At 70.8% G+C, this 14,298-nt stretch carries 10 protein-coding genes and 1 pseudogene; 1 reads left to right on the top strand and 10 read right to left on the bottom strand.

Features of this window, described 5'->3' with window-relative positions:
• Positions 1-167: 167 nt before the first annotated feature.
• From Q0994_RS17695 to Q0994_RS17650, 10 genes and pseudogenes are all read right to left on the bottom strand, one after another.
• A pseudogene (locus Q0994_RS17695) lies at positions 168-293 on the bottom strand (GNAT family N-acetyltransferase); the annotation flags it as partial.
• Positions 294-518: 225 nt separating this feature from the next.
• On the bottom strand, positions 519-1,505 hold the full coding sequence (locus Q0994_RS17690; protein WP_299535789.1) for a metallopeptidase TldD-related protein: 987 nt from the start codon (positions 1,503-1,505) through the stop codon (positions 519-521).
• Positions 1,498-2,574, bottom strand: a complete 1,077-nt coding sequence (locus tag Q0994_RS17685) for an aKG-HExxH-type peptide beta-hydroxylase (protein ID WP_299535787.1) — start codon at positions 2,572-2,574, stop codon at positions 1,498-1,500. Before Q0994_RS17685 ends, Q0994_RS17690 begins: the two co-directional genes overlap by 8 nt.
• On the bottom strand, positions 2,571-3,368 hold the full coding sequence (locus Q0994_RS17680) for a JmjC domain-containing protein (RefSeq protein WP_299535784.1): 798 nt from the start codon (positions 3,366-3,368) through the stop codon (positions 2,571-2,573). The genes Q0994_RS17685 and Q0994_RS17680 overlap by 4 nt, the downstream gene beginning before the upstream one ends.
• Positions 3,365-4,192, bottom strand: a complete 828-nt coding sequence (locus tag Q0994_RS17675; protein WP_299535781.1) for a hypothetical protein — start codon at positions 4,190-4,192, stop codon at positions 3,365-3,367. The genes Q0994_RS17680 and Q0994_RS17675 overlap by 4 nt, the downstream gene beginning before the upstream one ends.
• Positions 4,182-5,150 carry a DUF692 family multinuclear iron-containing protein gene (locus Q0994_RS17670; protein ID WP_299535778.1) on the bottom strand — a complete coding sequence of 323 codons (969 nt, stop codon included), beginning with the start codon at positions 5,148-5,150 and terminating at the stop codon, positions 4,182-4,184. The genes Q0994_RS17675 and Q0994_RS17670 overlap by 11 nt, the downstream gene beginning before the upstream one ends.
• The gene (locus Q0994_RS17665) at positions 5,117-7,093 is read right to left on the bottom strand and encodes a B12-binding domain-containing radical SAM protein (RefSeq protein WP_299535775.1); all 1,977 of its coding nucleotides are present in this window, start codon (positions 7,091-7,093) and stop codon (positions 5,117-5,119) included. Before Q0994_RS17665 ends, Q0994_RS17670 begins: the two co-directional genes overlap by 34 nt.
• Entirely contained in the window at positions 7,090-8,343 is a 1,254-nt protein-coding gene (locus Q0994_RS17660; RefSeq protein ID WP_299535772.1) for a hypothetical protein, read from the bottom strand. Before Q0994_RS17660 ends, Q0994_RS17665 begins: the two co-directional genes overlap by 4 nt.
• Positions 8,327-9,751, bottom strand: a complete 1,425-nt coding sequence (locus tag Q0994_RS17655; RefSeq protein ID WP_299535769.1) for an MFS transporter — start codon at positions 9,749-9,751, stop codon at positions 8,327-8,329. The genes Q0994_RS17660 and Q0994_RS17655 overlap by 17 nt, the downstream gene beginning before the upstream one ends.
• A 1,329-nt stretch (positions 9,752-11,080) precedes the next feature.
• Positions 11,081-11,599: a hypothetical protein gene (locus Q0994_RS17650; RefSeq protein WP_299535766.1), complete on the bottom strand. Its 519-nt coding sequence runs from the start codon at positions 11,597-11,599 to the stop codon at positions 11,081-11,083.
• 733 nt (positions 11,600-12,332) lie between these two features.
• On the opposite strand from Q0994_RS17650, the gene Q0994_RS17645 reads away from it, so the two are divergent.
• Positions 12,333-13,892 carry an RICIN domain-containing protein gene (locus Q0994_RS17645; protein ID WP_299535763.1) on the top strand — a complete coding sequence of 520 codons (1,560 nt, stop codon included), beginning with the start codon at positions 12,333-12,335 and terminating at the stop codon, positions 13,890-13,892.
• Positions 13,893-14,298: the final 406 nt, after the last annotated feature.

The raw sequence follows: 14,298 nt of genomic DNA, 5'->3' as shown, positions 1-14,298 counted from the left end.
GCTCAGGAGTGGTTCGACGGGCGAAAGCCCAGCCGCACGGGGTGCGTTCGGATACGCGTTCGGCCCCGGGCTCCTGAGTATGCCGAGGCCGGTCCGACGCACTCAATGATCGTTGTGTAACAGCGGACCAGTGCGTCGGGCCTGCTCGCAGAGCATGCGCAACCGGATCAGGCGGTCGGCGCGGGCGGGCTCCACGGGCCGGACCACTGCTCGGCGCCGTACTCCTCGAACCGCGCGACCCCGGTGAACCCCAGCGTGTGTGCGAGGCGCAGCGACCGGGCGTCGGCGACCTGGCCGCGCGCCCGGAGCGTACGGGCCCTGCCCGCTCCCGCTCCACCGCCACGACGGCCGCGCCGGCGGTGGTGGCCGCGCCCCGGCCCCGGCGGAGCCCGCTGCGCCCGCCCACGGTCGGCAGGTTGCCGCCCGCGCGCCGCACCGGCCGTAGGCACTTGATCGGCGCTGTCCCTGTGCTCCCTCCTGGACGAGGATGCCGAGGCCCGGTCCGGAGCGTTGGCCGCTCAGTCCTTGCGCCTGCCACGTCCGAACTGGTCGAGTGGGCGCAGCACGCAGCGCTTCAGCAGCAGTGAGGGGCTGATGAGGGTGGAGCCGACCTCGTAGCTCTCCTTGACGCACGTGTACGGGGAGCTGTGCACCACCGTGTCGCTGCCGATTGCCGTCACCTGGGCGGCCAGCGCGGATTTTTTCGCGCAGACGACCGCGGGGCCCAGGACCTCGTCCGTGAGCCGTCCCGCCCGCGCACGGCGGATCCACAGCAGTTCGAGGACCAGCAGCCCGTTCACCGAGTAGCCGCCGACGGGAGTGCCCAGTAACCAGCCGTCGCCCATCTGCCGCAGGAGTTCCGGCGATGAGTACGGCCCCGGCTCGACCTCCAGCACACTGCATCGGGGCACCGCGGTCCCGGCCGCGCCCCGGCCGTGCCCCGTGCTCTGCCCTCCGCTCAGTCGACGGGTGGCTCGGTGGGTCAGCAGGCCCGTCCAGCGGCCCTCCGTCAGCAGGGTGACCGTGCGGGACGGGGTTCCCTCGTCGTCCTCGTCGTAGCTGCCCGCATAGGGACGGGCTCGGGGAAGGTCCCGGACCGTCACCGGGGCCGTGGTCCAGCGATCCCCGAGGACCCGGTCGGCCGAGGTTTCCCGGGCCAGGTAGTTGTCGGCCTCGCTGGTGTGGCCGAAGCACTCGTGGACGAACACCCCGGCTGCGGCGGGCGAGAGGAGGGCCGCGCCCGACAGCGGACGCGTGAGCGGTGCGCGTCCGGCCAGCAGAGCCCGGTCGGTCTGCAACTGGCTGACCCCGCGACGCAGTTCCGCGAGCACGAAACCGCGGTCGTAGGCCGCGACCCCCCACTGGGGGGTGTGGCCGTGGCGCGCGGGACCGAGCGTCACATGGACCCGTACCAGCCCGTCGTCCCCTTCTCCCCAGGAGACTCTGGCGGTCGGGCCGAGTGCCTGCCTCGTCTCCGCGAGCGCCTCGGCGAGCGCGTCACTCACGGTTCAGCCTGCTGATCGCCTCTCGGCAGCCCGCGATGAGCCGTTCACCGGCCGGCGTCGGCTCGGCCACCTCCAACAGGTTCTTCTCAGCGGTCCGCAGTTGTCCCGTCTTCCGGAGCAGGTAGCGTTCCAGTCGGGCGAGTTCGACGGGGTCGCTCTCCGTCGACTCGTAACGCCGGGCGGCGTACGTGTCGTTGATGAACGACAGGATGCCGTGGAGGATGTGGCCGAGGGGCCGTTCGGCGTCGACGAATGGCGAGTAGTGGGTGGCCTTGGGATTGCGTACGAGTGACACGCAGTCCAGCACTCCGCTGAAGCGCTGGTGGGTGGCCTCGTGCACGAGCGTCTGCGCGAGCATGTACGCGGGGCGTTCGCTGGTCAGGACGAGTCCGCGGAGCCCGTGGACACTGAAGTTCAGGGGTTGCAGCCCGCGGTGGCCGCCCAGCGCGGCGAACGCACGGATGTCGGTCGCCGCCATGGCCAGACCTTCGGGCCACACGGCGGCCAGGATGTCGGCCGCTTCCTGCAGTCGGGATGCGAACGCGTGTGCATGCGCCGGGTCGAGCCGGAGGGCCTTCTCGTCGCCTTCCGAAGCCCACTGGAGCAGGAGCGAGCCCTGGTCGGGGCCGGTGCCGGTGATCACCGGCACCGGGGCACCGGGGGATCGCCGGCCGGCTGCTGTCTTCGGTCCGTCCAGCCGTACCGAAGCGGCTGCCGCGGCGGGGTCGTACGCCGTGATGTCGGCGAGCAGGCGCAGGAGCCGCGCGGGATCCGCCGTGGCCGCCTCGCTGCGCCATGTCCAGCCGGTCACCTCGGGCCGCAGCGCCCAGCGCAGGGCGGCATCCACGTCCATGCTGTCCAGCAGGTCCCGGACGGCTGCCGGCGCCGGATCCTGCGGGTGCTCCTTGCTCAGCTTCTGGACGGCGCGCAGGGTGCGCACCAGGTACTGCCTGGCGACGACCCGGTTCAACTGCTCGTTGGCCGCCACGGCTTCGGGGTCCTGGGCGAGGACGATCAGCGAAAGGTCCGGCAGTCCCGCCGCCGACCGGTCCGATGCCAGATCCTTCACGCGCATGGTTCTCCCTCCGAGGCCACGTCCCGCAACGCCCGAAGGAGCGTCTCTTCCAGCACCTTGAGGTCGCCACCACCGGCCGGCAGCGGTTCCCACCAGGTTTCCTCCTGCGACAGCCGGCGCAGCAGCGGCCGGACGTACCGCGTCAAGGCGCTCTCCGCGTTGTACGAGAAGGACACACTCACCGATCCGCCGTCCCGCGCCCCCTCGCTCCCCTCGTGCGGGGCGAAGATGGGGAGGTACAGCACGTCGCCCGGCATCAGTTCGACCCGGAACGGTGTCTCCGGCAGGCGGCCCGAGGGCACGAAACCCTTCGTCTCCAGCATCCGCTTGCGCCGGCGCTCCCGCGAGGTGTGCGCCGGAAGGCCGACCAGCCAGTCCTTGGACCCCTGCTGCTGGACGACGAAGTTGTCGCTGTGATCGAAGTGGCAGCCGATCCCCGCTCCCTGACCCCGGGTCACGGAGAGGTCGGCGGAGCACTGGTCCCAGCCGAACCGTTTGGCCAGAGTTGCGCATGCCTCGGTGAGTTCGGGCATCACACGCTGTGCCTGGTTGACGAACAGCACCTGACCGTCCTCGCGCCGGTGGACGTCCGCCGCCTGCTGAGGCGTGTCCGCCAGCTTCCGCTCCAGGGCCTCGATATCGGTCCAGTCGAGGGCGGGGGAGAGGAAGGCGTCCGCGCATCCCCGCCACACCACGGGCCGGCGGCGCCAGAACTCGCGGTGGAACAGCTCGATGTCCAGCTCCCGGAGTTCCACGAGACCGACCGCCGTCTCCTCATTCCCGCTCATCGCAACCCCCACGTGCGCAACCGGTCGCCGAGCGACTCACGGACCTGCGGCGTCAGCCCGGAGTCTTCTCCGGCGAGTACCGCGACGAGGGCGTCGAAGACCGCCCGGCTGCCGCGGCCGACCACACAGCGGCCGGGTGCGGCGAGGTACATCGTGGGCACCAGATCCCATGCGGCGGGAGCCTCGGCGTAGTCCCGGAACGTGCACACCACCCCGCCGTGCACCGACGAGCCGGTCAGCCCCACGTCGAAGGTCGCCCCGGCCCCGGTGGCGATCGCCTGGGCCACGGCCACGGCGGCTTCGTGGTGGACGAGCGGCTCCACCTCGGCTGCCTCGCCCAGTTCGCCGCCGGGTCCGAACACCGGGGATGCGGACACGAACCGGTGGAAGCACTCCGGAAGCAGCCGCCCACGTCCGGCCTGTGAGAAGGGCACGTCCCTGAAATCCTGGAACTGCGGCGAGGCCACGAAGAGTTCGGCGACTTCATTGGGCGTACGGCCGGTCCGGTCGCGGACGGCCTCCAGCGAGCGGGAGAAGATCCGGCCCAGTCCGAGCCCCGTCCCGGTGCCGCCGCTGACCACCTTGGAGCGGATGTTCCGCCCCACCAGCACGAGTTCACGTACGTCCACCCGCTCGAACGCGGTGATCAGGTCGGCGTCGAGGGCGAGCTGCGGATGGGACGGTCCGCCTTCGACGAAGGCGGTACGCGCGGTCTTGTCGTGCAGCAGCCGGTCCAGTACGTGCAGGATCCGCTCGTGCCGCTCGGCTTCCGTCAGGTGTTCCCGCAGGCCGGGCGGCGAGCCGGGTGTGAGGTCAGGCGGCATGGGCCTCTTCCTTCCAGGCGCGGACAAGGGCGAAGAGCCGCTCGGCATTCGGCCGCGACTTCGGAACGAGCATCCCGGCCGCGTCGAAGTTCGGGTCCTCGTAGGTGACACCGGCCAGCCGGGGCATCCTGGGCAGCAGATGTTCCAGCAGGGTCAGTTGTTCGTCGAGCAGTACCCCGTGGTGCAGGTCGCGGAAGCGTCCGTCCACGATCTGGCAACCCGACAGGTGCACCTCGTGGCAGTGCTCCAGCGGCAGGGCCTCCAGTCCTTCGAACATGCGGTCTCCGGTGCGCCCCATGAGCCACTGGTAGGCGAGGATGTGACCGATGTCGATCGTCGCGAGTGCACCCGTCTCCCGGATCACCGTGTCGAAGAACGCGAACGCGTCCATGGTCCCCACCAGGAAGCTGCCGCCCTCGGTGAAACCCGGGAACTCCACCGACAGCGGTGCGTCCAGCCGCTCGACCCACTCGCCGACATGGCTGACGCAGCGCCGCAGCCCTTCGGCGGTCAGTACGGGCGGCATGGGATACGGCAGACTCCTGCCGCCCAGGGACCAGATGCCGAGGTCTTCGATGACCCAGCGGAATCCGTAGCGCTCGATCAGAGCGTTGGTGAAGTCGGCCACGGCGGCCTTCTCGTAGTCCTCAGGGCTGCCGGTGTTGAGCATGGTGTGGTGGAACGCACGCGGGCGGTCCGCTCCGAACAGCCCGAAGAGCCGGTCGTACGCCGGGAAGTAGCGTTCCGGTTCAAGGGGCCCGTAATCGATGGGCTGGAAGGCGACGAACATGTAGTCGTACTCCTGCGCGCTCCGCCCCAGGAACGCCGACACCTGCTCGGTGGGGCGTCCCTCGTCCGCCTTGTCGAAGCCGATCCGTTCGCCCCAGACGAGGTCCATTCCCAGACCCAGCCCCAGTTTCTCCATCAGGTAGCCCTCTCCAGTCCCGGTTGCTCCCATACGAGCAGTCGTTTTTCCACCATGCGTGAGAGCCAGCTGCGGGCCTGCGGGTCCTCTGCGGTGAGCCGGCCGTCGGCGGTGCGCTCCACCCCCGGAGGCAGGACCGCCATCCGGGGCCACACGACGTCGACCAGGAACCACTGGGCCTTCACCGCGTCCAGGGCGACACCGAACCGCGGCCTCGCTCGCGCGCCGGCCGTCACCGGGGCGGCCGCGGGGGCGCTCACGCCCGTCGCCCCGGGGCGCAGCGCGAGGTCGGGCCGGGTCGAGCGTTCCGCGTCGGGGACGGCCTCGACCGTCATCCGCAGCAGCCGCTGCCGGGCCTCCTCGGTCGCCGGCTCGTCGAGCAGGGCGCCGCCCACGCGCCCGGCGGCGAAGGCGAGGCCCTCGTTGGTGATCAGGTACTCGCCGCCGGACTGCCGGCGCCGGCTCTCCCACAGGTGGCTTCCCGGCTCGGCGACGAGCAATTGCATGGTGTCGAGACCCATGTGCTCCGCGTGCCGCTGGATCACCTCGACGGTGTCGCGGTGGCCCTCGGCGGCGGCCGGATGGGCATAACCATCCATGAAGGACAGGTTGGTGGTGATGCCGGCCGCGGTCATGTTGCGCACCGCCAGTTCCGCGTGCCGCGAGTCCTGGCCCTTGCGGAGGGAGTCGAGGATGTCCTGCTGGGCCGTCTCGTATCCGGCCGACACCTGCACACAGCCCAGTTCGTACAGCTGCTCGCAGAACTCGGGATCGGCCAGCTCGGGTTCGAGCCGGGCCCGGACACGGAAGGTCAACGATGCGCCCCGCTCGCGTACCGCCCGCATCACCCGGAGCAGATGCCGCAGTCCGGTGTTCTCGTCCGCGACCGCCACGTCCGTGATGCCCAGCCGGGACGCGAGCGCGACCAGGTGCGTGGCGGCGACCTCGGGGGAGATCTGCTGGAACGCACGGGCGTCGTAGTAGCGGTTGCCGTACGAGCAGAACGTGCATTTTCCCCAGAAGCAGCCCACCGTCAGCCGGTAGGGGAACTGGTGCGCCTGGTTGCTGTAGTCGGCGAAGTCGAACGGGCCGAAATCCGGCATCGGCTGCTCGCTCAGGACGAAGCCGTCCGAGAGCCCCGCCGCCTCGGCGGCGCGAGCCGGGCCGCGTTGCCGTTCCGAGGGCGGTGGCCGCAGACCGGGGGCCGCCGGTCCGTCGAGAATTTCCCGGAGACGGTCCTCCCCGTGCCCGAGGCACCAGTGGTCCACGAACCGTGCCGCTGCGACCTCGGCGCGCAGGGTCTTCTCCCACATCTGCACCGTGGGTCCGCCGACCGCGATGCGCAGTCCGGGGCGCCGCTGCTTGAGCAGCCGGCACAGGACGAGCGTCGGGACGAGCTGGCTGAAGAAGGGTATGGAGAACGCCAGCACCCTGGGGCGGTGTTCGTTCAGCAGCGCGTCGAGGCGCTCGGCGCCCCAGTGGGCCGACCAGCCTGTGGAACCGGCCAGGACCAGGTCGTCCAGGCGGGACATCGGGACGGGGCCGGGCAGCGCCCAGCCGTCCTGGGTGGCCTGCTGGGTGACGTAGCGGACCATCGCCCGGATCGCCACCTCCTGGTCGAAGCCGGAGGTGCGGTCGCGGGACCGTTCCAGCAGCCGTCGGCCGTGCGTCTGCCGGTAGTGTTCCGAGACATGGCGGAAGACCTCCTTGGCCACGGGCCGCTGTCCTGCGCCGCCGTGCCCGGACCGCTCGGGGCGCTCACGGTCCCCGACGGGTGCGTCCGCCCGGACTCCGGCGGCCGGCTGCCGGCGCAGGACCGCGGTGACGTACTCGAGGTTCAGGTCGGAGCAGACCACCCGGTAGCCCTGAGCCGTCCATGCCGCGGTGAGCTGCGGCAGCGAAAGGTACGGGAACTGCACGGCCTCGCTCACCGGCGGCATCACCAGCAGTACGTCGCTGCCCGGCCCGGCCGTCATACCTGCCCCCCACCCGGCCCCGCCGCGTGCGGGACACCGGGGCGCGGAGCCGTCAGCCCCTGGATCAACTCCAGCTGCCGCCGGGCCCCGGCCGCGACCTCCCGGTCGCCCGTGTGCTCCGCGAGCAGTCGCATCGTGCGCCACACCCCGGCCCGCAGGGGCAATTGGGCCGCGATGCCGTGGAGTTCCTCCAGAGCCGTCCGGGGACCTTCGAGCCGTGTGGTGGCACGTACGGACATGATGCGCGCGTGCATCGCCAAGGTGTCCCGGCCGTCGATGCCGATCGCCTCGCGGAGCCAGTCCCGCGCGATCCGGTGCCCGCCCCGCGCGTAGTGCGCGATACCGATCTTGTACGCGAGCCAGCTCGACCGGTATCCGCGGGCGGCCGCCCGCTCGTAGCACTCCTGGGCCGCGCCGGGGCTGTCCTGGGCAAGTGACAGGCCACGCAGTGCGACGACCACACCGGGCGCAGCCGTCCCGTCGGCATCGTCGTCCGCCTGCAGCGCGCGGCCCCGGTGAACGTTGAGCAGGAGGTCCTCCGGCCACGGAGTCGAGGGAAGGAAGGAGGAGGTGCGGGCGCGCATACCCAGCCGCGCGGCGACGTCGGCGCCGACCCGGCGGAACTCGTGGGGCAGGAAACCCGACCGGGTCGACCAGGTCATCGCCGACAGCTCGCCCCCGCACGCGCCGACCAGCCCGGCCAGTTCGTCCACCGTGTGGTCCGCCCGCCCGTGCTCGTCCATCAGCCAGTCCAGGTCGATGTCGACCACGACCTCGCCGGACACGTGCGCCGTGAGATGACGGGAGAGCAGATCGGCGGGTACGACGGCCAGCCGCACCCCGCACAGCCGAACGGTCAGGCAGCAGTCACTCACGCAGGGGTCGGCCGCCGTGCCGCCGGTGGCGATGAGCGAGACGCAGTCCACGGCTGTCGCCTGCCAGCCCGGGTGGGAGGTCCAGCTGGGCACCCACACCAGTTCCGTCAGCTCCGCGGCGATCGCGGCAGCCGACCAGAAATCGTCCAGCCCGAAGGCACCGGGAACTCCCCGCACCGGGAGTTCCCGCAGCAGTCCGGCCGGGTTCTCACCCCGTGCGGCCGACAGGCTCAGGGCCTCCTCGCCGCCCGGGGCGAGCGGCTTGAGGTCGAGGTGGCGGTCGAAGCAGACGACCGTGCGGCCCCGGTACGGGCCCTCGGGCCAGAGGGCCGCCACCTCGCCGTGCTCCTCGAAGAGGTCAACGTGTCCGGACATCTTGCGCCCGTTCCGCGGAGATCGTCTCCGCTGAGTCCTCTGGCTGTTTCCGCTCCCCGTGCCCGTCCGAGCGGTCGTCCGCAGCCGGGATCGCACCGGAGGCGAAGCGGCGGGTGTCCTGGCTCAGCATCGCGAGAGCGGTGGTCACCAGGACCAGCACGCCGCCCCACAACATGATCGTTTCGACGGCGAGGAACCGGAGCAGCGCCGCGCCCAGCAGCTGGCCGAGCGGCAGGGAGGCGAAGGAGAAGAAGAAGTCCGCGGAGAACGCGCGGCCGTGCAGCCGCTCGGGCACCTCCCGGCGCAGCCCGGCCATCTTCACGACGTCGAACGCCTGCTGGCCGACCCCGCCGACCACGAAGGCGGCCATCAGCAGCAGCACCGAGTCCGTCACTACGGGTGCCAGGACGGTCAGGCCGAACAGGCCGAGCAGCCCCAGCGCGTACAGGCCGCGCCTGCGTCCACGGACGCGGCCGCCCAGGAAGGCGCCGACGACCGTACCGACGGCGAAGGAGCCGAGGACGAAGGCGTAGACGCCGGCGCTGTGTCCCCGCTCGATGAGGAGCACCGGCAGTGCCACCATCCACGGTCCGACGGCGAACAGGACGTGCACCACGGCCAGTACCTGGACATTGCGCAGCCACTGCACCCGCCACAGCACCGCCAGGCCGCCGAGCGCGGAGCGCAGCAGCGGCTCCTGACGCTTCTCCTCGTCCGACTCGTCCGACTGGTGCTGCTCGTCCGACTTGCCCGGTGCTGTGTCGGCCTTCGGTGTGCTGGAGTGCGACGCCGCGTACCGGCCGCCGGCCCAGCGCGTGGCGCACGCGGAGAGGCCGAAGGCCAGGGCGGCGGCCACGGCGCCCGCCGACGGGCTGATCAGAGAGACGAGCGCGGCCGCCAAGGTGGGGCCCGCGATGCCCGAGGTGTTCCGCATGCCTTCGAGCAGCCCGTAGACGGCGGTGATCCGGCTCTCCGCCGCCTCTTCGTCCGCCGCGGAGCCCGGATGCGGAGCCGCGACGACACGAGGGGCGATGACGAGCAGTGCCGGCTCGCTCACCGCTTCGCAGAGTCCGACGACGATGGCGACGGCCAGGACGACCGCGTCCAGGTTCCCGTCCCAGAACAGAGCCAGGCCGATCAGGGCCAGCACGCGTGTGGCGTCGGCGCCCACAGCGGCGATGACCGGATTGATACGGTCCAGAAGTGCGCCGCTGAAGAGGACCACGCCGCCCAGCGCGAGAAAACGAGCAGCGAATGCGGCCCCGATCGTCTCCGCCGGAGTTCCCGCCTGTGCGGCGGATACCACGATGATGATGGGGAAAAGTGCATCGCCCAGCAGGGAGACCGCCTGCCCGAAACAGAGTGCCGCAAACCGTTTCTGGCCGAGCAATTGGAGATAGATTCTCACGGGCGGCAGGAAGCCTTTCTCACGCAGAAGGCGGCCGCCGGCCCCGGCGGCCTGAACGGCGAACAGCGACGTCAGGTCCGTTACGGGGCCGACGGGTTGATCAGGCTGTCGCGAAGCGGAACGCGTGGAACGCGACGCCCTCGTCCAGGTCCTCCGCCTCGAGCACCTCGAGGCTGTCGAGGGACTCGATGTCCTCGACGAGATTCTGTTCGTTCACGGACTCGCCCATAATTCCTCCAAATAAGGAAGATGGAATCGATAAGCGGATGCCTATCGCATGGAGCAGTCCTGATTCTATGGAGCCCGGCTTCGCGCCAGGAAGAGGGCAAGGTCAAATTGGCCGGAAACGCGTCACAAGCGTTGTTCCAACCTTCACATACGGGTCTGACCTGCGCCGACGATCAACGGGATCGAAGTATTCTTTTCGGACCGGCAGTGTGGGTTGGCTCGTTCGCTCTAGTGCACCGAGGGCTCGGGCGTCTGAATCTCGGTCACTCGGCTTCCGTGTGCCGCGGGCTCAGGGGTCCGGTTCACGGGTTGCAGAGGGCCGCTCGCCGGGCTACCTCAGCTGGAACGGGTCTCGGCGTCGGCCCGGCTGCGAGTGGCGTGGGGCCGGTCCCGTGACTGCGGCAGTGGTTGTCCCCGTGGCAGCGGGCCCAGGTCGAGCAGGACGCGGAAGCGGAACCCGGTCGGCTCGGGGGCTGGGCGGGTCAGCGAGCCGCCGCCAGTCCGTCGAGGAGGACCGTGCCGCCACCCGCGGGCGGTCAGAGCTGGCGCGCCCGGGCCGTCGCGCCCCCCGCTGCCGCGACGAGGATCTCCACCACCACGCGAGACCGTGTCGCGATGCAGGGCGGCCGACCGTGCCTGTCCGCCCGCCGTTCCCAGGCCTGCTTCCCAGTCCGGGAGGCCCGCCCCCTGTTTTCCCTGAGTACGTCGGTATCCGGTTCCGAGCCCGTCTACTTCCGGGGTCCGGGGGCGGGAACGGGTGAAGGCTCCCTCGCGGGGGGCGAGGGAGCCTTCCGGGGGAGCGGTGGGATGTCAGACGGTGGCGGCGAGCCGGCCGATGGACTCGGTGGTGTGCTTGCCGTCGCTCTCGGCCGTGCCGGCGTCCACCTCGTTCAGGCGGATGAGAGAACGGTGTTCATGACGTCGTGGATGCGGATGCCGGGCGTTTCCGGGCCGTTGAAGGTCTGGGTCAGCGGGAGGACCACGACGCGAACATCGCGCCTCAAGCCGCCTTCCAGCTTGGTCCGAGCTTCCGCACAGGGGGCGCGGGATGTGACGCGGGGGCGTGGGCCGGTGATGTACGCAGCACGGTCAGGTGTCCTCTCAGCGGAAGTACAGATCCGCCTTCTCCAGCACGTGTCTGGTGAACAGGCCGCCCACGGAGGCCTGACCCCGGTACATCGTGACGCGCACTCCGCCCGGCCGGGTCTCGACCGTGACGGGCCGGCCGATCAGTGTCGCGCCGACGGCCCGGGCGTCCTGGGCGGCCCACCGAGCCGCTTCCGGCTGGACGCGCGCGCTGATCAGGGCGGGGAGCACCATGGCCGCGTTGCGGGCCCCCGGAATGCCTCTGCGCAGGCTCTTGGCGTGGGCCATGGACCACGCGGTGAAGTCCGCCAGGGTCGATAAGTCGATCTCGGGCACGGCTGCCGCGAAGACGAACAGCTCGGTCTTCGTCCCGAACCAGCGGGCCTTTCGGTCGGCGCGGTGGCCGATCACCACCGAGCGGTCCTTCCTCTGCGGCGAGGTCACCGCGCAGCCGTCACGGGTCAGTCGTTCCTGGAGTGCTGTCAGGTATGCGGTCGCCGCGTCTGCGGTCGGCCCGGTTGCGTTCGGATTCATGCGTGCATCGTCCAGCACTCCCGCCGCACGGAGGAAGAGGCGGCACCGCCCGCGTCACCGTGCCGGGCCCGCGTCGGCCGCGTCCCGCCGCCTGCTCCCGCACCGGCCCTCCGCAGCGACGCGTTCCGGCGCCGGCTGCTTGGCCTGGGTGGCCCGGGGTGCGCGGTCGCCGGCGTGGTGGAGCGCACCGCTGTTGTCCAGCGGAGGATGAGGGACCAGCGTGCTGGTCTCGGCTCGTCAGCAGGCATCGGGGAGCGATCATGTGCTGACTGGGCTGCCTCTGGAAACGGAACCCGCAGTTCAACGGGCGCGAGGGCGTGAACCGCAGCACCTCGTCGCTACGGGTCGGCAGAGCATGTGGTCACGGGGGAGCGCGGACTGCTGTGCACCCAGCAGCCGGCGCACAGGCACGCCTCCGCCTCCCATCCTCTGTCGAAGGCCCGCAGCTCAGCAGCAAGGCCGGGTATGGGGGACCGCGACGGGTGGGGGGCGCACGGCCGACCGGAGGGCCTCCACCCGTGCGCGCGGAATCCCTACCGGATGTTCACACCCGCCTCACGAATGCGGTTCGTGATTCTGTGCGCCTCTGGCGGCGGTGCGGTGTCACATCCACGATGGCTCCCGGTTCAGACCGCCCGTACCTGGCGGCGTACACGGGCCGGGGTCCACCCGGTCTTCTTCGCGCGCCAGGTCTGCCGTCGGCGGCCCTGGGCGCTCCTGTGGAAGGACGTCCATGTTCGGCAGACCCAGAGCCCTGCTCCGCCTGTTAGTACCGGCGTTGCTCGCCGCCGGCGTCATCGTGCCGCTGTCGGCAGGCACCGCCTCCGCCGCGTCCCCGATCTGCGCCAGCGGCACGCTGCAGTTCGACTACCAGTCCGCCGAGGCGGGCACCACGAAACCGACCCTGACCCGGGGCGCCCGCAATGCCTCGGTCGAACTCTGGGGCCGGGAGCTGGCGACCGACACCGACCACAAGCTGAACACCGGCACACAGCTCACCGGTGCGGCCGACGGCTCGTTCAACCTCTGCTACACCCCCGTCAACACCACCTCGCTCAACCACCTGTTCGTGCGGTTCGCCACCCGCAGCAACCAGGTGTGGCAGGTCGCCAACTCCTCCGGAACCGTCTACACCCACGACACGCCGACGCTGACGAACGTATCGGCGAACGTCGCTCTCGGCGCCGTCAACCCCACCGTTTCGGACCGGGCCTGGCACGCCTTCGACACCGTCAACCTGCTCTGGTCGCAACGCGCCAACTCGACCACACCGTGCTGGACGACCGCCGAGATCAACGCCGCGACGTGCACCACACTGACGCTGCGCTGGCAGACCGGCTCCAACAGCGGCCCGTACTACAACCTGGCCAACACCATTTACCTGGCCGAAGACAATCCTGACTCCGAGCACACCGTGCTGCACGAGGCGGGACACTTCTTCCAGCACCGGCTCTACAACAGCACCTGGCCCCTCGCCACCAACTGCAACCCGCACTACATCCATCTGGCGTCGTCCGCCACCTGCGCCTGGACCGAGGGCTTCGGTGACGCGGTGGCCGCCTACCTCCTGGGCGACCAGCGCTACGTGTTCCCGAACGGCGACTCCACCTCGTTCACCCACAGCGCGGGCTGGCAGACCGGCGACCATGTGCAGGGGAACGTGGCCGCCTCGCTGCTCCAGCTGTGGAACCAGGTGGACGGCAGCTGGAACCGCAGCATCGCCACCCTGGCCGCGAACACACCCTCCACCTTCGCCGACTGGTTCAAAAACGTCCGCCCGACGGCCGTACCGCCGCTGTCCACCACCGGCACCGCGCTGACCGCCGTGGACTCTCACGCCATCAACTACGGTCCCACGGTCGTCGGCGACAACGCCTACCACGCGCTCAGCAACGGCGGGGGAGTCGCCCTCCAGCGAGGAACCGGCTGCAGCGTCGCACTCTCCGCAGTGGCCCAGTTCGCCGCCCTGGACACCTCCCGGGCATCCCAACGCTGGAAGTTCACCGCCAACAGCGACGGCACCGTACGCGTCTTCGACAGCTGCCCGATCCCGCTGACCCTGACCGCACCTACCACGGCCGGCGGTCAGATCTCCCTCCAGGCCGTCAGCCTCGGTGCCAACAACCAGCGCTGGCAGGTGACGCAGAACGCGGTCGGCACCTACACCCTGACCAACCCGGCCACCGGCTTCGTCCTGGACGGCACCGCGACCGCGGGCCAGGCGGTCACCGCCAACACCGCATCCGCCGGCTCGGCCAGCCAGAAGTGGGCGTCGGTCTACTCCATCTCCTGACACCGGCCACACCCTGGTGACCCCGACCACCGGACCGGGTAGCCGCCGTACGGTGTGTGTCCGTTGGCCGGTTCGCTCGTCCGAGGTGTTGCCGGACCCGGTCCGGACGCGCGGTGTTGTGCGGTTGCCCGGCCTCTCCCTTGCGGGGCCGGGCTGCTCCGGTCACCGCCCGCACGTCGCCGGGCCAGCCCGCCGCTTCCGCCCCCGTGCCGGTCGCGGCGGTGCCGTCCCTGGTCGGGGTGGTGCCGGCAACTGACCGTTGCCTGTGGCGCGTCGCCCTTGGCTTCCGGGCACGCCCGGTGCGTCGCCGGTCTGTCCGGCGGTGAGGACTAGGGCGTGTCCGGCGGATCATGGGCGGAGCCATAAGCGGACTGCCGCTGCGGTGACCGTGCCGTGGAAGACGTAG

It is taken from the genome of uncultured Streptomyces sp. (assembly GCF_947488945.1).
Lineage (GTDB): Bacteria > Actinomycetota > Actinomycetes > Streptomycetales > Streptomycetaceae > Streptomyces.
The sequence above is the reverse complement of the archived record's forward strand: the minus strand, read 5'-3'. Positions and strand labels throughout refer to the sequence as shown.